Origin of the sequence: Arcticibacter sp. MXS-1 (assembly GCF_041902385.1) — a bacterium.
In the GTDB taxonomy this organism is placed as follows: Bacteria; Bacteroidota; Bacteroidia; order Sphingobacteriales; family Sphingobacteriaceae; genus Arcticibacter.
In genome coordinates this window covers 2,450,288-2,466,205 of record NZ_CP169244.1, presented here as the reverse complement: position 1 = coordinate 2,466,205, position 15,918 = coordinate 2,450,288, and the positions used below count along the sequence as shown (strand labels likewise).

Here is a 15,918-nt window from a genome sequence, read left to right as displayed (position 1 = left end):
TCTTTATTTTGTTAAGCAACTGATCTGTAGAAAAATTTCAAAAGATTGCCTGCCGACTCATCCATCGCAAGAATCATTAGTGCGATAATAACAGAAGCTACAAGTACAATAACCGCTGAGTTCTGCAATTCACTCCATGTAGGCCATGAAACCTTATGAAGCATCTCGTCGTAAGATTCTTTTATAAATTCAACTACGTTAGCCATTTTTGCAAACTTAAGCACGGGCACAAGGATTCGAACCCTGATCAAAGGTTTTGGAGACCTCTATTCTACCATTGAACTATGCCCGTGTATTGGTTATAGCCGACAATCAGCTTATTGTCGCTCTTTTTATTTTAAGAGTACCCCAAAATTTATTCAGGGTACTCTTAATATTTAGTTCAAACTTAACTCACAGGGAGCGAAGCGTGATTATTTTAAGATTTCAGTTACCTGTCCAGCACCAACTGTTCTACCACCTTCGCGGATAGCGAAACGTAAACCTTTTTCCATTGCAATTGCATTGATAAGCTTTACAGTGATAGTAACGTTGTCACCAGGCATCACCATTTCTACACCTTCAGCAAGTGAAATTTCACCTGTTACGTCTGTAGTACGGAAGTAGAACTGAGGACGGTATTTGTTGAAGAATGGAGTGTGACGACCACCTTCAGCCTTTGACAGAACGTAAACCTCTGCCTTGAAGTCAGTGTGAGGAGTTACAGAACCTGGCTTACAGATAACCATACCACGACGGATATCAGTCTTTTCAATACCACGTAACAATAAACCTACGTTGTCACCAGCTTCACCTCTGTCAAGGATCTTACGGAACATTTCAACCCCAGTCACAGTTGACTTCAGGTTTTCAGCACCCATACCGAGGATTTCTACAGGGTCACCAGAGTTGATAACACCACGCTCGATACGACCAGTAGCAACTGTACCACGACCAGTGATTGAGAATACGTCTTCAACTGGCATAAGGAAAGGAAGGTCAGTCAGACGTGGAGGAATTGGAATGTAGCTATCTACAGCTGCCATTAATTCCATGATCTTTTCAACCCACTGAGGCTCGCCGTTAAGACCACCTAAAGCAGATCCGCGGATCACAGGGATATCATCACCAGGGAATTCGTAGAATGATAATAACTCACGAACTTCCATTTCTACTAAGTCTAACAACTCAGGATCGTCTACCATGTCAACCTTGTTCATGAAAACAACAAGTGCTGGTACACCTACCTGACGAGCAAGAAGGATGTGCTCACGAGTTTGTGGCATCGGACCGTCAGTTGAAGCAACTACCAGGATAGCTCCGTCCATCTGTGCAGCACCAGTAACCATGTTCTTCACATAGTCGGCGTGTCCAGGACAGTCAACGTGTGCGTAGTGACGGTTTTGAGTTGAATACTCAACGTGTGCTGTATTGATGGTGATACCTCTTTCCTTTTCCTCAGGAGCAGAGTCAATAGAATCAAATGAACGAGCCTCTGACAAACCTGCATCAGATAACACTTTAGTGATAGCAGCAGTAAGAGTGGTTTTACCGTGGTCAACGTGGCCGATAGTACCGATATTTAAGTGCGGTTTACTGCGGTCAAATTTTTCTTTTGCCATGTTTTTATACTTATTAGTAGGTTATTATTTTTTATTAGTATTTGTTATATACCTTCCCTGAGCCAATGATGGGACTTGAACCCATGACCTCTTCCTTACCAAGGAAGTGCTCTACCGCTGAGCTACATCGGCTTATTTATCTTTGCAGCTTCATTTACAAGTTCTCATAAAAAAAACTGCAAACGACAAACTGCCGGCTGCTAGTTAAAAATGAGCGGAAGACGAGGTTCGAACTCGCGACCTATAGCTTGGAAGGCTATCGCTCTACCAACTGAGCTACTTCCGCTTATTTTATTTTAGTTTTCAGACTTGCCATCCTGATTCCGAGTATCAATAAAGATTCAACAACCAAGACACTTCGCAATCAAAATACCGGTGGGGAGAGAAGGATTCGAACCTTCGAAGCCGAAGCAACGGATTTACAGTCCGTCCCATTTGACCGCTCTGGAATCTCCCCAGCCTGACCTACTCCTTCTTAACCTCAGGCTAACCTGATGTCAGAATTGCAAATCCGGAGCCTCCTATCGGGATCGAACCAATGACCTACTGATTACAAGTCAGTTGCTCTACCAGCTGAGCTAAGGAGGCTTATTTTACTTTCAATGTTCTTATATTTCTTAAGGCCTGCAAAAGTATGCATTATTTTTGAAATTCCTAAAACTTTTTTCTTTTTAAAGAACATCCGCTTTTCGGTGTTGTTTTCTTCATTTAGAACCTTTCCGAAAGGGATTGCAAATCTACACAAAATACCAATTGATCAAAATTTTTTTAAAAAAAGGCCGGCGGAAGAATCCAGCCGGCCCCTTTTTATAAATGTCAGTGACTCACATGGCACACCGATCCGCTACAATCCCTTACTCTTCAACAAGTTGAGATTCTGTGCGTGAACCGGCTACTACAGCGCGCGACTTAGCCTTGTGTTTATCGATCTGCCGCCTCAGTGATTCTATGGACAGATCGGTTGCTTCCTCAAATGACTTGCATTGCTCTTTAGAGAATAGTTGAGTACGTGGTAGCGTCAGTTTTATTTCTACTATTTTATTCTGCTCATCTTCTGTTTTCTCTAATCTGAGATACACTTCAGCACTTAAGATCTGATCGAAAAACTGATCTAGCTTTTCTGTTTTACGCTGAATGAAGTCGAGCAGTTTCCTGTCTGCGTTGAAATGGATGGATTGAACTGTGATTTTCATTTTTCCTCCTTTTTAAGCCTTTGGATGGGCCTGTTTATAAATTGATTTTAACTTCTCGACAGAATTATGGGTATAGACCTGAGTGGCTGCCAGACTGGCGTGCCCCAAAAGTTCTTTCACTGCGTTTAGATCCGCACCTCTGTTCAAAAGACTGGTAGCAAACGAGTGCCGCAACACATGCGGACTCCTCTTTTCTGACGTCGTAATGAGCGAGAGGTACTTTCTGACAAGCCGGTAAACGAACTTAGGATAACCGGCCTTCCCCTCATCTGTCACTATCAAAACTAATGAATCATTATCAAACTTCTTAATTTTTTTTGCTCAATATAATTTCTGATCACCGCGGTTAAAGTGGCGTTTATTGGAATAAGCCGTTCCTTTGACCGCTTCCCGAGCACCTTCACCCTTTTTTCATAGAAATCAACGTCAGACTCTTTAAGAGCGAGCAGTTCGGCCAGCCGCATTCCGGTGCCAAACAGCATTTCGAGAACAAGGCGATCCCGTAGACCCGAAAAATCATCTGAAAAAACTGTGTCATTATCGAGCAGCTCGCTCAAGCCTGCATCGTGCACGACAGGCGGAAGAGGTTTGGAAGTTTTAAGAGCCTTTACCAACAACATGGGGTTTGAATTGATAAAGCCTTCCCGGTTCAAAAACTTATAGAAGGTCCTCAGCGAGGATAACTTTCTATTTATACTCCTGGCATCAAGTTCTTCCATCAGCGCCACTATCCACGCCCTGACGTCCTGGTGCCTCGCTTTTAAAAAAGCAGCTTCTTCTTCTCCGATGAATAGCGCAAACTGCTCAACGTCCTTTATATAAGCATTAATGGTATAACCTGAATAACGCTTTTCGTATTGTAAATAATTCTGAAACCGCCCTATAAACATGAAAAACTATTTGCATATCGCAAATGCAATATACAAATAGTTTTAAATATCGGTTTCTTTAAGAAATTCTAAACAGTTTCCTGGTTGAGAGTTTGTTTGTACACGGCACGCTTAACCACGTTACGACGAGCTACCGACTTCTTCTCAAAAGCCTGACGGCTGCGTAATTCTCTTAATACACCGGTCTTCTCGAATTTCTTCTTGAAACGTTTCAGGGCTTTATCTAAAGATTCCCCGTCTTTTACGTTGATAATAATCATATGCTTATATACCTCCTCTCTTTTTTTAAGGACTGCAAAGATATGTAAAATATCCTATTCCAAATCAAACAATTACAAATTATCCTTAAAAAAAGATACGATCAGTTCGACAGGCTCCCCGCTATTTACTCTTTAGTCTCATTCCCCTCCCTCTTAGGGAGCCGCGCATCTCAGCTTTAGAGAAAGTGACAACAATCTTCGCACAACTTGATTTCCATCATATAAAAAAGCTGTTATAACCTCCATTTTTGTAGGGTAAATAACGCTTTGCTCTTATTTACATTCATATTGATTTGTTTGCATATTGATTTTGTTTTGAGTTAGTTTGGTTGATGAACGGCTTCCTGCAAAAGGAGGCCGTTTTTTTATTCCTGACCCTCCCAAACAGCACCTGCATCAATTGCAAAGCAGAGATCCGGGATAACAGCGATTTTGTTTAGATTTACACTCCATCATTTTCCTCTCACGAGTACATCAGCTTATCAGCAGAACATTATCAAGTTCGAAATGCTTGCGGCCTCCATGCAGACTGAGTGCGGACTTACTCCGGGTTTTCCCTCAAAATACCGGTGTGAACCCGGACTCAACCCGCACTCAGTCCGCACTTAAAGATAAGATGAAGAAAACTTGAAGAGAATCAGGAACGAAACCAAATCGGCCTTAGCCATTATCAAAACCACAACAAAAAATCGAACGCGTTGCCGGTCTCGCATTTTTTTATTTTTTTTATTAAAAAATTTGCAATTTTCAGGAACGGCTATTATCTTTGTGTCATTAGTTCTTAGATATACAAAAAAAACACACTGTAGGGTGGTGAAACAGGCAGACACACCTCCTTGTCTCGGTGGCGGAGAATACGGGAAACCCGGAAACGGGCTAACCACTCCTTGAAGGTTCGACTCCTTCCCCTACAGCTCCTTTCGTTTAATTTAGGTTTATAATTGGTTAGTTTGAGCTCTCGCCCATCGAGGGCTTATTTTTTTTCCGGGGTTTAGGAAAGATCAATAGTCCACCAGGGTAATGATATTATCAGAAGCTGCACTTAGTCGCTGTCCGCCGTTAAGAAAGCTCAGATTAATAATAAAAGCAAAACCGGCCACTATACCTCCAAGTTCAGCAACCAGATCGCTCGCAGCTTCGGCGGTACCGCCGGTTGCCAGGAGGTCGTCATGAATTAAAACACGGCTTCCCGGCTCGAATGCATCGGTATGGATTTCAATAGTTGCCGATCCGTACTCCAGTTCGTAAGACTTCTTGACGATACTATAAGGCAATTTGCCCGGCTTACGAACAGGCACAAAGGGCACTCCGAGACGATTGGCAAGCATGAGTCCGAACAAGAAGCCTCTGCTTTCAATTCCTGCCACGACATCAACCTGCGTATCTTTTAACCTATCCACAAACGCCTCCACTATCTCGGAGCAAAGCACGGGATCTTTGAATATAGGCGTAACATCCTTAAAAACAATTCCCGGCTTTGGGAAATCCACAATATCCCTTATTACAGATTTCAGTCTTTCACTAATCATCAGAAACTCAAATAAGGCGCAATTTTACGCAAAATTTCCTCGTTTAATATAGCTATTTTTCGGAGGTCGTCCAGGGATGAGAACGGCCCGTGTTGTTTCCTGTATCGTAATATGGCGTTCATTTGCTTAAAACTCAGATAGGGATTACTCTTAAGATCATCAAAGCTTGCCGTATTGATATTAATGAGACGGACCTGCGCGGAACCGACAGCTATCTGCTTCTCCAGGCCGGAGTAACGAGCAGAATCGATCCCATAAACCTCCAAGAGCTGCTCACTGGAATGAAATCCGCCTAAGCGGTCCCTGTACCTGATAATCCTTGAAGCAAGTACCGGACCTATGCCGCGTAACGTTTCCAGAAGGCTCGAGTCCGCAGTATTTAAATCAACCACAATATCCGTTTGCACCTTCGTACGGCTTGGGTAGCCCGCTGCCGGCTTTATAGGGTGCTCCTCTTTTTCACTACCAGACGAAATATAGATATAGGGCTCGAGCGCTTCATACAACCGGGGGCTGATGGAGTAAATTTTCTTAAGATCCTCCGGCTTTCTGAACTGTCCTCCCTTTGCCCGGTAGTGCTCAATTACCAGTGCCTGCTTGTCGGTCAGCCCCAGTTTGGTCCAGTCGGAAAGCGTTGCCAGGTTGGGATCAAATCTGAAATACTCAATTTTCTTTATTTCGCGCGTTTCTCTCGCAGAGGGCTCGCTCTTCCCTCCATCGGGCACCTTCTTTACCTCCATAAGGGCTCCTGCCTCAGCCGCCAATACCATATCCTGCTGACGCGCATGCTCTTCGAATAAGGGCAGTACATATGGTACCAGGAAAACAAAAAGCAACAAAAAACACAGTACCAGTATTCCGTTCAGCTCTTTTTTTGTGAAACCGAAATAGTGTTTGAACCGCCTGAGCATAAATAAGGTTAGTTTAATACTAAGGTAGAAATAAGATTTAATTTCAGGCGAGGGCATCTCCCACTTATTATTGCTGATTGCCGCTGTTCTGTTCGGCGCGAGCGATGCATTACGAGCACAGAGCAGGCAAGCACAACGTCACTTTCCTTTCCCGGATGGCTGAATTAACGAACAAGCTCAAAGTTAAACTCCCGCTGTCAGGTATTTTTTTTATTTTTCACCTTTATTATTAAGGCTGTAGTGATCGGCATACTTTGTAATTAATGAAAGTCATAAGTAAAGAAGAGTTTGCTAAGGCAACGCGTATTGACCGGCTGCCCCTTCCGGGACTTGCTTCATTCCTCATGGAAATTATGAAGATCAACCATGTTAACGAGGCCTTTTCGAGAGCCCAGCATTTACAGGGAGTTGACTTTATCGATAAGATACTTGAGGTACTGGGAATAAAGATTGAATTTAACCAGTCAGAATTAAAGAACCTGCCCCGCGAGGGAGCCTTTATTGCAATAGCCAACCACCCGTACGGGGGATAGAAGGGCTGGTGCTTCTACGAATACTTTGTACAGTACGACCTGATGCCAAGTTGATGGCGAACTTCCTGCTGAAGAAAATAGCAAACCTAAGCGACTACTTCATTGCCGTTAATCCGTTTGAGAATATTGAGCACTCTTCGAGCATCAGCGGAATCAAGACCACTCTTAACCTTTTAAAGGAAGGATACCCTATTGGCATTTTTCCGGCAGGTGAAGTGTCGACATACAAGATGAACATCCATCAGGTTACCGATAAACTGTGGCACCCGGTGGTTGGAAAGATCATCAGCAAGGCGCAGTGCCCGGTGGTACCCATTTACTTTCACGGCAATAACGGACTTATTTTCAATCTTCTCAGCATGATCCATCCCACCCTGCGCACGGCAAAGCTGCCGTCGGAACTGTTCAATAAGCAGGGCCACACGATAAGACTGAGAATTGGAAAGCCGGTGACCTCGGGAGAGTTGCCCTACCAGTCGAACCCCACGAAGCTCCTCGCCTATCTGAGGGCAAAGACTTACTCACTCGGCACCAGTCTGGAGAACGACAAACGCCTGTTCAATCCCCGGAACCTTTTTAAAATAAAGAAAAGAGCGGAGCCGATCGCCCCAGCGGTCCCGACTGACATTCTGCAGAAAGAAGTGGAAAGCATTCGTGATTGCTGCCGGGTGTGGGAGGAAAAGCAGTACGAGGTCTTTATCGTCCCTACTACTAAAATCCCCAATGTAATCCGCGAAATAGGCCGGTTGCGGGAAGTCACGTTCCGGCAAGTAGGCGAAGGCACGAACAAGTCGTCTGATCTTGACGGCTACGACATCTACTATCATCACTTGTTCATCTGGGACTCACAGGAAAAGGTTATTGTCGGCGCTTACCGAATTGGAAAAGGAGATGAGATCTTTTTCAGCATGGGAAAATCGGGGTTCTATACAGCCAGTCTTTTTAAGATCAAGGACCAGTTTCATCCGGTGCTACGAAAGAGCCTCGAACTGGGCCGCTCCTGGATCAGGAAAGAGTACCAGCAAAAGCCTCTTCCCCTGTTCCTCCTGTGGAAAGGGATCCTGAAGTATTTACTGAACAATCCCCGGTATCAGTACCTAATCGGCCCGGTCAGCATCAGCAATAATTTTTCTAAGTTTTCAAAGTCTCTCATTGTAGACTATATCACCCGGTTTCATTTCGACCATGAGATGGCCGAGCTGGTTAAACCGCGGAAGAAGTTTAAGGTCGATTTTTCGAAGATAGACACGGAGCTCCTGCTGCAGTCTAATGAATCGTTGAAGTCCCTCGACAGTCTGATCTCAGAAGTAGAACGGTCTCATTTGAAGGTACCTGTCTTACTCCGTCAGTACATTGCTTTAAATGCACGGATCATTTGCTTTAATATTGATCCAAAGTTTGCCGACAGCCTTGATGGCTTCCTGGTCCTGGATCTGGAAAAGATCCCTAAAGAAATGCTGGAAAAATTGGGTAAAAATCTATAGAGCGACAGCTTAGGCGGTCTTACTGATCGCCCTCCATAAGAGGTCTTTCAGCTCCGTGATACCCTTCTGCGCCACTGACGAAATAAACAGATAAGGAACTTGAGGAACCTCAGCTTTCATTTCGTCCATCAGCTCCTGATCGAGCATGTCTGATTTGCTGATAGCCAGCACCCGTGGTTTGTGCATTAGCTCTGGATTGTAATCCTCCAGCTCCCGCAGCAGGATCTCATACTCCTCCCTGATACTTCTGCCGGTGTCGGCCGGCACCAAAAACAACAATACAGAGTTCCGCTCAATATGTCTGAGGAAGCGCAGCCCCAAGCCCTTTCCTTTCGATGCTCCCTCAATGATTCCTGGGATATCAGCCATTACAAAGGACCGGTTATCGCGATAAGAGACGATGCCGAGGTTAGGAACAAGGGTGGTAAAAGGATAATCTGCAATCTCAGGCTTAGCAGCAGACACAACAGAAAGGAGTGTCGACTTTCCCGCGTTAGGAAAGCCCACCAGGCCAACGTCAGCCAGCACCTTGAGCTCAAGGATCATCCATTGCTCCAGTCCTGACTCGCCTGGCTGTGCAAAACGCGGTGTCTGAAGTGTCGGTGTTTTAAAATGCCAGTTCCCCTGCCCTCCCCGTCCTCCGGGGGTCAGGATCCGGGTTTCACCATCATTGGTAATTTCGAATAAAACCTCTCCGGTTTCAGCATCCCTTGCAATTGTTCCCAGTGGAACCTCAAGGATCTCGTCCTTTCCGTTCTTTCCGGTACGCAAAGCGCTTCCACCCGATTCGCCATTCTCAGCGATAACATGCTTCCTGTATTTTAAATGCAGGAGTGTCCAGAGCTGACTGTTTCCTTTGAGCATCACGTGCCCTCCCCGTCCGCCATCACCGCCGTCAGGACCTCCTTTGGAAGTAAATTTATCTCTGTGCAAGTGGGCAGAACCAGGACCTCCGCTACCGGAACGACAGCAAATCTTCACATAATCAACAAAATTCGATCCTTGAGCCATTGGAGAATATTAAAACTTACACCAGAGGATGTTCCCTGGGGATTAAAACAGAAAAACCAGCAAAGGGTTCGGAGTTATTTCCTGAGCGTGGAGACACTCTAACTCCCAACCCGAGATGTATCATTAGAAGTTGCCGATCACCTTCGTGATCTCAGCAAAAATAGCGTCAATACTTCCGATGCCATTAATACTATGGTATTTACCCTGCTCCTTATAGAAGGAGGCTACCGGCGCAGTCTTACTATTGTACTCATCTATCCTGCGACGGATAATTTCAGGATTCGCATCATCAGGGCGCCCTGAGTCTTTACCCCTCAGAAGAAGACGTTTCTGTAGTTCGTCATCATCAACCTCCAATGCGACCATTCCAGAGATTGCCGTATTCTTTGAAGCTAAAAGCGCGTCAAGCGCTTCCGCCTGAGCTACGGTCCTTGGGAATCCATCAAAGATGAATCCTTTGGCATCCTTATTAGAGTCGAGCTTATTGCTGATCATTCCGATCACGACATGATCCGGAACCAGTATCCCCTGGTCCATCAGCTTCTTTGCCTCAAGACCTAATTCTGTCCCGTTAGCAATTTCATTCCTCAGGATGTCCCCTGTTGAAAGATGGACCAACTGATATTTCTCAATAAGCTTCTGAGATTGTGTCCCCTTACCGGCGCCCGGAGGGCCAAATAAAACAAGATTTAGCATCAGGATTATTTTTAAATTTTAAAAGCCTTTCCGTTTGGGAAAAGGCTTTTAAATGTGGTTGTGGACTTGAAGGGAGTCGAACCCCTAACCTTCTGATCCGTAGTCAGATGCTCTATCCAATTAAGCTACAAGTCCGTGTCGTAATGGACTGCAAAGATAGAAGGAAAAACTATACATTCACAAAAAAAAATCTTTTTAATTAATTTATGTGATACGACCCTAATTATCTGCGACTTATTTTTCAATCTAAACTTTTATCATGCAATCCACCCGGCTGGCAAAACACAAAAAGCGGCTAATCTAGGACTGTTTGCCCTTGTTAGGTTTTGAGATTGACTCCCTCATATCGGTATCCGACTTCAGATTCTGCATGCGGTAGTAGTCCATCACGCCCATATTGCCGGTGCGGAAGGCTTCCGCCATTGCCAATGGAAGCTGCGCTTCTGCTTCAATTACTTTTGCCCGCGCCTCCTGTGCTTTGGCTCGCATTTCCTGCTCCGAGGCGACGGCCATGGCGCGACGTTCCTCAGCCCTTGCGTTAGCTACCTTCAGATCGGCTTCTGCCTGATCAGCCTGCAACTTCGCTCCGATGTTATCGCCAATATCAATGTCGGCAATATCGATGGAGAGGATTTCAAAAGCGGTCCCGCTGTCGAGCCCTTTTTCCAGCACTGTCTTTGATATCCGGTCTGGATTCTCCAGCACTTGCTTGTGATTCACAGAAGAACCGATGGTAGTGACGATACCCTCGCCTACCCTTGCCAGAATAGTTTCTTCTCCTGCCCCTCCTACAAGCTGGTTGATATTCGCTCTCACAGTAACCCGCGCCTTTGCTACCAGCTGGATCCCGTCTTTAGCAACGGCAGCAACAGGAGGTGTATTGATCACCCGGGGATTAACTGAGAGCTGTACCGCGTCAAAAACGTCACGACCGGCAAGATCGATAGCGGTTGCGAGTTTAAAATCAAGCGGAATGTTTGCCTTGTCGGCAGAGATGAGCGCTTTGATCACATTATTAACGTGTCCGCCGGCAAGATAGTGAGTCTCAATCTCGTTCGAGTTGATATTAAGTCCGGCCTTGGTTGAAGTGATCATGGCGTTGACGACCAGGGAGGGTGGCACCTTCCTTAGCCGCATCAGAAAAAGATTCAGAAGGCTCACCCGAACCCCTGAAAGCTGAGCAGTAAACCAGAGGTTAACAGGCAGGAGATATAAAAAAAGGAACAGGGCGACGATGATGCCGACGACCGTTAATAACAAATTTGCATCCATTTAATAATGTATTGAGTTAAATTAAGTATTTACGACTTTCTGAATTGCTTCAAAGTTGGGAAGATCGGCTGCAGCTTCCAACACTTCTGCATATAAAATTTCCTGTTTCCCGTTCACCACAAAGGCAGCGCGCTTTGCTACGCCTTTGAGACCGAACACAAACTCATCATAATAAGCTCCGTACTGCTGGCAAACTTCGCGGTTGAAATCAGACAAAAGAGGAAACTGAAAATGGTTCTCCTCCTTAAACCTGGCCAAAGTGAAGGGAGAGTCAACCGAGATTGCAAGGATCTCAGCAGACAGGCCTGAGTAATAGCCGAAATCATCTCTCATTGTACATAGCTGGGAGGTACATACACCCGTAAATGCCATAGGAAAGAAATGAATGACCACCTTCTTTCCTTCGTAATCGCTGAGGGATACTTCCTTGAGTTCTGAGCTGTACAAGGTAAACTGCGGTGCTCGTTGTCCTGCTGTTACTGCCATAGCTTTAACAATTTTTTTAGACCTTCATCGTGAGTAATTTCGATAAGGATCGGATTTTTGCAATCGAATGAAAAGGCAGGGAGAGCGATGTCGTCCTCCCTGGAGACTAAGATAGTCTTAAATTTATACATTAGGAACTTTCTTTCTGTTGCCATTTCGAGAAGCGACCCGAATGCCTCCCCGCTCTGCCAGCTGTCGACAAGGGGGCGGCCCGCACCTATCCGCTGATGCCCCTCCTATCCGCTTTTTTTAAGGTATCTGAACATGAATCAGCTATTGTCTCGGCAGGCAAAACTGCTGCTGTAAAAAAATTGAAACATAGCCGCAAACATTTGACGGCCCCATCTGCTCCCCAGACTCAAAAAGAGGAGCGGCTCCCGGAGCTTGACCGTCTTCTGGAAAGCGCTAAAGGATCAGGACTGCAGAGATGCAAGTTGACGGTCAACCACAGCCAGCCCCTCTATAAAGCTCCGGGGCTTATAATTTAAATCCAGTATCGCTTTGTCGAGCACAAAACCGGTCTTCAGCGGACGGCGGGCCGTTTGATTCAGGGAATCAGAGCTGACCGGAGTAATGAGAGAACGGTCGAGACCCCAAAAATCTGCAACCCGCTCTGCAAGCTCAAACACTGACATCATTTCTGCCCCTGAGATATGATAAGTGCCCAAAGCTTCCTTTTCTGCAATAAGCAAGCACGCCTCAGCCAGGTTCTCAGCCAGAGTAGGCATCCGCCACTGATCGTTTACGACCCGGATCTGCTCCCCTTTCTCCAGTGCCGACTTTACCCAGAGCACAATGTTTGAACGACTCATGCCCGGCGTGACACCATAAACAAGAATAGTACGGACAATGGAACACCTGGCGTCGGAGCTTAGAACAAGCTTCTCGGCATCAGCCTTACTTTGTCCGTAAAAACTGACAGGGGAAGGGGCGTCTTCTTCTGCATAAGCGCCGTTAAGACCATCGAAAACGAAATCCGAGGAGAGATGGATCAGATGGATATCATGGCGGGAAGCAGCATTGACAAGGTTAGCCACCGCCTCTACGTTTACCTTACGGCAAAGTTCCTTGTCGAGCTCACAAGCATCAACATTGGTCACCGCTGCCGTATTGATGATCACGTCCGGGCGGAACACAGCAAGAACGTCCTCTGTTGCCCGGGCATCGGTAATATCGAGACTAACAAAAGTGCAGCCCTGTTGTTCGGGGCGACGGTTCGCACCCTTGGCTGTACAAATCAGCTCAGCCCGGCCCGAGCCGATTATAAGATCGGCAAGCTTCTGGCCCAGCAGACCATTACTTCCCGTAACCAGAATCTTTTTCATCTGATAAAGATATACACGATGAGGCTGTCTGTGCAAAGGAAACCCAAACCATACGGACCAATAAGAAGCAGGCACTAGCGCAATCCTTTTTGCGTGCCGGATCTTATGTTCTTACGACCTTGCCGCCGGAAATACACCACACAGAGAATCACCAATGCTGCAATGATAACCCATAGCCAGGGCTGCAGGTACCACGCGCTATCTTCGGTCGTCAAGGGCGCGTCCTGAGCAGCGGGTTGTGCGTGTGCGGCCTCGATAAGCAATAGAAATAAAACAGCAGGGAGCGCGGCCCTCTTGCCTTTGTTACGCATTTTAAACGAATACATGATGCAAATCATTTTCTTTTCTAGAGAACAGCCCTAATTTCGTCTGGTTTTCGAGGAAGAGCGATAAGGAGCCGAATTGACGGCTGAAGATTTATCCCGTTTCTAGGAAAATGCCGGAACGGACTGAAAAATGAGGTGTTCGCGATAAAAAAAATCAAAAATAAAGCACGATGAAAATGAAAAACTTTTCGTTCAAGCCATTTGATTTTCAAAGATAAAGCGTATTATTGCAAACCCAAAAAGTAGCCGAAAATACGGCTCTAAACATTGAAAAATAACATATTTACTCCAAAATTATATGCCAAACGTTGGAAAAATAGCGCAAATCATTGGAGCGGTAGTTGACGTCAGCTTCGCCGATGACGCAAAACTCCCTAAAATTTATGATGCACTAGAGGTTGTAAAGCCTAATGGGCAAACGGTCATCCTGGAGGTTCAGAACCACCTGGGGGAAGACAGGATCCGCGCAATTGCGATGGACTCTACAGACGGTCTTGTCCGTGGAATGGACGCTATCGACACAGGAGCGCCTATCAAAATGCCGATCGGCGAGGGAATCAAAGGTCGCGTATTTAATGTGGTAGGTGATGCAATTGACGGGTTTACCAACCTTGATAAATCGAATGGTCGCCCCATTCACGCCACTCCTCCCCGATTTGAAGATCTTTCTACGGAAACAGAAGTATTGTTTACCGGAATTAAAGTGATTGACCTTCTTGAGCCTTACTCCAAAGGAGGAAAGATCGGTCTGTTCGGTGGTGCCGGTGTTGGAAAGACCGTATTGATCCAGGAGCTTATCAATAATATTGCAAAGGCCTATTCTGGTCTGTCTGTGTTTGCGGGTGTTGGAGAACGTACCCGTGAAGGGAATGACCTTCTCCGCGAAATGCTTGAATCAGGCATTATCAAATACGGTGAAGAGTTCATGCACGGAATGGAAAAAGGTGAATGGAATCTTGACAAGATCGACGCCAATGAGCTTAAAGACTCTAAGTGTACGTTCGTATTCGGTCAGATGAACGAGCCTCCAGGTGCACGTGCACGTGTTGCCTTGTCAGGTTTGACCGTTGCTGAATACTTCCGCGACGGAGACGGTCAGGGTCAGGGTCGTGATATCCTCTTCTTCATCGACAATATCTTCCGTTTCACTCAGGCTGGATCTGAAGTATCCGCTCTTCTTGGCCGTATGCCTTCTGCTGTAGGTTATCAGCCAACGCTGGCAACTGAAATGGGTTTGATGCAGGAGCGTATCACCTCGACTAAGCGCGGCTCAATCACCTCTGTTCAGGCAGTATATGTACCTGCGGATGACTTGACAGACCCTGCACCGGCAACAACATTTGCTCACCTTGACGCAACAACCGTATTGTCACGTAAGATTGCTGAGCTTGGTATCTATCCTGCAGTGGATCCTCTTGACTCTACTTCCAGAATCCTGAATCCGATGGTTCTTGGCGAAGAGCATTACCGCACAGCTCAACGAGTAAAAGAAATCCTTCAGCGATATAAAGAACTTCAGGATATCATTGCCATCCTTGGTATGGATGAGCTTTCTGAAGAAGATAAACTGACTGTAGCCCGCGCACGTCGCGTGCAGCGTTTCTTATCTCAGCCATTCCACGTGGCAGAGCAGTTCACAGGATTAAAAGGTGTATTGGTTGATATTAAAGACACTATTAAAGGCTTTAATATGATCATGGATGGTGAAGTAGATGAATATCCTGAAGCAGCTTTCAACCTGGTAGGAACCATTGAGGATGCTGTCGAAAAAGGTAAAAAGCTACTTGCTGAAGCAAATGCTTAACAGATTTGAGAGTAAGATGTCAGACTTCGTTTGGGCCTGATATCTTACTGTCTCTTATATAAGAAAGCCAATCCATATCTCAGGCCAGATATCTGAAATATAAATAACATGACACTAGAAATTTTAACACCTGATCAGACTGTTTTTGAAGGAGAAGTAACTTCGGTGACTGTGCCAGGCACTCAGGGCTCGTTCGAGGTTCTGAATAACCACGCTCCGATCATCTCTACTCTGGAGGATGGCAAAGTGATCATCCGCACAGGTGGGAAAAGCGAAGAAAGCTACTTTATTAAGGGAGGTGTCGTTGAGGTACTGAACAATAAAATAACTGTCTTGGCAGAAGGAATTCAGGAATAAATCTGTTCCTCATAAGAGATTAGCCGGATGTAAATCATCCGGCTTTTTTTTTGCTCAATTTTTCAACTTTTGACGCGACGGCGTCCATTTTAGGAAGAATTCTGCTCCCCGGGACACACAGTCGACGCACTTGAACCGTATACCAAATTGTCATTTGGTATAGCAACCCCAAATTTCAGAAGCAAAATATTAGCCTGTAGCCAAATTAAATTCTGTAGCAGTGTACCGTGTAGAATAAAA

General features: G+C 45.6%; 17 protein-coding genes and 7 tRNA genes. 5 read left to right on the top strand and 19 right to left on the bottom strand.

Annotation, left to right across the window (positions count from 1 at the left end; translation table 11 throughout):
* Positions 1-11: 11 nt before the first annotated feature.
* The 11 genes from secE to rpsU all read right to left on the bottom strand — a co-directional run bounded on the left by secE (position 12) and on the right by rpsU (position 3,944).
* The gene (gene secE / locus ACES2C_RS10715) at positions 12-206 is read right to left on the bottom strand and encodes a preprotein translocase subunit SecE (protein WP_374163105.1); all 195 of its coding nucleotides are present in this window, start codon (positions 204-206) and stop codon (positions 12-14) included.
* Positions 207-221: 15 nt separating this feature from the next.
* Positions 222-292 (bottom strand) — tRNA-Trp (locus ACES2C_RS10710).
* A gap of 121 nt (positions 293-413) precedes the next feature.
* Positions 414-1,601 (bottom strand): elongation factor Tu, encoded by a 1,188-nt coding sequence (tuf, locus tag ACES2C_RS10705; RefSeq protein ID WP_374163104.1) that lies wholly within the window; start codon positions 1,599-1,601, stop codon positions 414-416.
* A gap of 60 nt (positions 1,602-1,661) precedes the next feature.
* Positions 1,662-1,733: transfer RNA gene (locus ACES2C_RS10700), tRNA-Thr, on the bottom strand.
* A gap of 81 nt (positions 1,734-1,814) precedes the next feature.
* Positions 1,815-1,887 (bottom strand) — tRNA-Gly (locus ACES2C_RS10695).
* A gap of 90 nt (positions 1,888-1,977) precedes the next feature.
* A tRNA-Tyr gene (locus ACES2C_RS10690) sits at positions 1,978-2,058 on the bottom strand.
* Positions 2,059-2,116: 58 nt separating this feature from the next.
* Positions 2,117-2,189 (bottom strand) — tRNA-Thr (locus ACES2C_RS10685).
* A 266-nt stretch (positions 2,190-2,455) separates the two neighbouring features.
* A complete protein-coding gene (gene hpf, locus ACES2C_RS10680; RefSeq protein WP_374163103.1) occupies positions 2,456-2,794 on the bottom strand; it encodes a ribosome hibernation-promoting factor, HPF/YfiA family in 339 nt (112 codons plus the stop codon).
* Between the two features lie 12 nt (positions 2,795-2,806).
* Positions 2,807-3,070 carry a tyrosine-type recombinase/integrase gene (locus ACES2C_RS10675; RefSeq protein WP_374166942.1) on the bottom strand — a complete coding sequence of 88 codons (264 nt, stop codon included), beginning with the start codon at positions 3,068-3,070 and terminating at the stop codon, positions 2,807-2,809.
* Positions 3,071-3,078: 8 nt separating this feature from the next.
* Complete coding sequence (locus tag ACES2C_RS10670) at positions 3,079-3,684, bottom strand: site-specific integrase (protein WP_374163102.1); 606 nt, start codon at positions 3,682-3,684, stop codon at positions 3,079-3,081.
* A 68-nt stretch (positions 3,685-3,752) separates the two neighbouring features.
* Positions 3,753-3,944, bottom strand: coding sequence for a 30S ribosomal protein S21 (gene rpsU, locus ACES2C_RS10665; protein WP_374163101.1), 192 nt, complete (start codon positions 3,942-3,944; stop codon positions 3,753-3,755).
* Between the two features lie 804 nt (positions 3,945-4,748).
* Here rpsU and ACES2C_RS10660 point away from each other — a divergent pair.
* Positions 4,749-4,858: transfer RNA gene (locus tag ACES2C_RS10660), tRNA-Asp, on the top strand.
* An 87-nt stretch (positions 4,859-4,945) separates the two neighbouring features.
* Here ACES2C_RS10660 and ACES2C_RS10655 read toward each other — a convergent pair.
* Complete coding sequence (locus ACES2C_RS10655) at positions 4,946-5,473, bottom strand: adenine phosphoribosyltransferase (protein ID WP_374163100.1); 528 nt, start codon at positions 5,471-5,473, stop codon at positions 4,946-4,948.
* Positions 5,473-6,384, bottom strand: a complete 912-nt coding sequence (locus ACES2C_RS10650; protein WP_374163099.1) for a ComEA family DNA-binding protein — start codon at positions 6,382-6,384, stop codon at positions 5,473-5,475. Before ACES2C_RS10650 ends, ACES2C_RS10655 begins: the two co-directional genes overlap by 1 nt.
* A 263-nt stretch (positions 6,385-6,647) precedes the next feature.
* Here ACES2C_RS10650 and ACES2C_RS10645 point away from each other — a divergent pair, with 263 nt between their 5' ends.
* Positions 6,648-6,917 carry a GNAT family N-acetyltransferase gene (locus ACES2C_RS10645; RefSeq protein WP_374163098.1) on the top strand — a complete coding sequence of 90 codons (270 nt, stop codon included), beginning with the start codon at positions 6,648-6,650 and terminating at the stop codon, positions 6,915-6,917.
* 8 nt (positions 6,918-6,925) lie between these two features.
* Positions 6,926-8,401: a lysophospholipid acyltransferase family protein gene (locus tag ACES2C_RS10640; protein WP_374163097.1), complete on the top strand. Its 1,476-nt coding sequence runs from the start codon at positions 6,926-6,928 to the stop codon at positions 8,399-8,401.
* Between the two features lie 9 nt (positions 8,402-8,410).
* Here the strand turns inward: ACES2C_RS10640 and obgE are convergent, their stop codons facing one another.
* The 6 genes from obgE to ACES2C_RS10610 form a co-directional block, all read right to left on the bottom strand.
* Complete coding sequence (gene obgE / locus ACES2C_RS10635) at positions 8,411-9,412, bottom strand: GTPase ObgE (RefSeq protein WP_374163096.1); 1,002 nt, start codon at positions 9,410-9,412, stop codon at positions 8,411-8,413.
* A 123-nt stretch (positions 9,413-9,535) separates the two neighbouring features.
* On the bottom strand, positions 9,536-10,108 hold the full coding sequence (locus ACES2C_RS10630) for an adenylate kinase (RefSeq protein ID WP_374163095.1): 573 nt from the start codon (positions 10,106-10,108) through the stop codon (positions 9,536-9,538).
* A gap of 61 nt (positions 10,109-10,169) precedes the next feature.
* Positions 10,170-10,243, bottom strand: a tRNA-Arg gene (locus ACES2C_RS10625).
* 165 nt (positions 10,244-10,408) lie between these two features.
* Positions 10,409-11,380, bottom strand: coding sequence for a flotillin-like protein FloA (gene floA, locus ACES2C_RS10620; RefSeq protein WP_374163094.1), 972 nt, complete (start codon positions 11,378-11,380; stop codon positions 10,409-10,411).
* A 21-nt stretch (positions 11,381-11,401) separates the two neighbouring features.
* Complete coding sequence (locus tag ACES2C_RS10615) at positions 11,402-11,866, bottom strand: redoxin domain-containing protein (protein ID WP_374163093.1); 465 nt, start codon at positions 11,864-11,866, stop codon at positions 11,402-11,404.
* A 413-nt stretch (positions 11,867-12,279) separates the two neighbouring features.
* The gene (locus ACES2C_RS10610; protein ID WP_374163092.1) at positions 12,280-13,191 is read right to left on the bottom strand and encodes an NAD(P)-dependent oxidoreductase; all 912 of its coding nucleotides are present in this window, start codon (positions 13,189-13,191) and stop codon (positions 12,280-12,282) included.
* Between the two features lie 624 nt (positions 13,192-13,815).
* On the opposite strand from ACES2C_RS10610, the gene atpD reads away from it, so the two are divergent.
* Entirely contained in the window at positions 13,816-15,321 is a 1,506-nt protein-coding gene (gene atpD, locus ACES2C_RS10605) for a F0F1 ATP synthase subunit beta (protein ID WP_374163091.1), read from the top strand.
* 108 nt (positions 15,322-15,429) lie between these two features.
* Positions 15,430-15,678, top strand: a complete 249-nt coding sequence (gene atpC, locus ACES2C_RS10600) for an ATP synthase F1 subunit epsilon (RefSeq protein WP_374163090.1) — start codon at positions 15,430-15,432, stop codon at positions 15,676-15,678.
* Positions 15,679-15,918: the final 240 nt, after the last annotated feature.

Excerpts from the sequence above, each read along its gene's own strand:
- ACES2C_RS10650 (WP_374163099.1), bottom strand. The coding sequence starts at position 6,384 with ATGCTCAGGCGGTTCAAACACTATTTCGGTTTCACAAAAAAAGAGCTG.
- ACES2C_RS10670 (WP_374163102.1), bottom strand. The coding sequence starts at position 3,684 with ATGTTTATAGGGCGGTTTCAGAATTATTTACAATACGAAAAGCGTTAT.
- tuf (WP_374163104.1), bottom strand. The coding sequence starts at position 1,601 with ATGGCAAAAGAAAAATTTGACCGCAGTAAACCGCACTTAAATATCGGT.
- ACES2C_RS10645 (WP_374163098.1), top strand. The coding sequence starts at position 6,648 with ATGAAAGTCATAAGTAAAGAAGAGTTTGCTAAGGCAACGCGTATTGAC.
- ACES2C_RS10610 (WP_374163092.1), bottom strand. The coding sequence starts at position 13,191 with ATGAAAAAGATTCTGGTTACGGGAAGTAATGGTCTGCTGGGCCAGAAG.
- ACES2C_RS10630 (WP_374163095.1), bottom strand. The coding sequence starts at position 10,108 with ATGCTAAATCTTGTTTTATTTGGCCCTCCGGGCGCCGGTAAGGGGACA.
- obgE (WP_374163096.1), bottom strand. The coding sequence starts at position 9,412 with ATGGCTCAAGGATCGAATTTTGTTGATTATGTGAAGATTTGCTGTCGT.
- rpsU (WP_374163101.1), bottom strand. The coding sequence starts at position 3,944 with ATGATTATTATCAACGTAAAAGACGGGGAATCTTTAGATAAAGCCCTG.
- ACES2C_RS10655 (WP_374163100.1), bottom strand. The coding sequence starts at position 5,473 with ATGATTAGTGAAAGACTGAAATCTGTAATAAGGGATATTGTGGATTTC.
- floA (WP_374163094.1), bottom strand. The coding sequence starts at position 11,380 with ATGGATGCAAATTTGTTATTAACGGTCGTCGGCATCATCGTCGCCCTG.
- ACES2C_RS10615 (WP_374163093.1), bottom strand. The coding sequence starts at position 11,866 with ATGGCAGTAACAGCAGGACAACGAGCACCGCAGTTTACCTTGTACAGC.
- secE (WP_374163105.1), bottom strand. The coding sequence starts at position 206 with ATGGCTAACGTAGTTGAATTTATAAAAGAATCTTACGACGAGATGCTT.
- atpD (WP_374163091.1), top strand. The coding sequence starts at position 13,816 with ATGCCAAACGTTGGAAAAATAGCGCAAATCATTGGAGCGGTAGTTGAC.
- hpf (WP_374163103.1), bottom strand. The coding sequence starts at position 2,794 with ATGAAAATCACAGTTCAATCCATCCATTTCAACGCAGACAGGAAACTG.
- atpC (WP_374163090.1), top strand. The coding sequence starts at position 15,430 with ATGACACTAGAAATTTTAACACCTGATCAGACTGTTTTTGAAGGAGAA.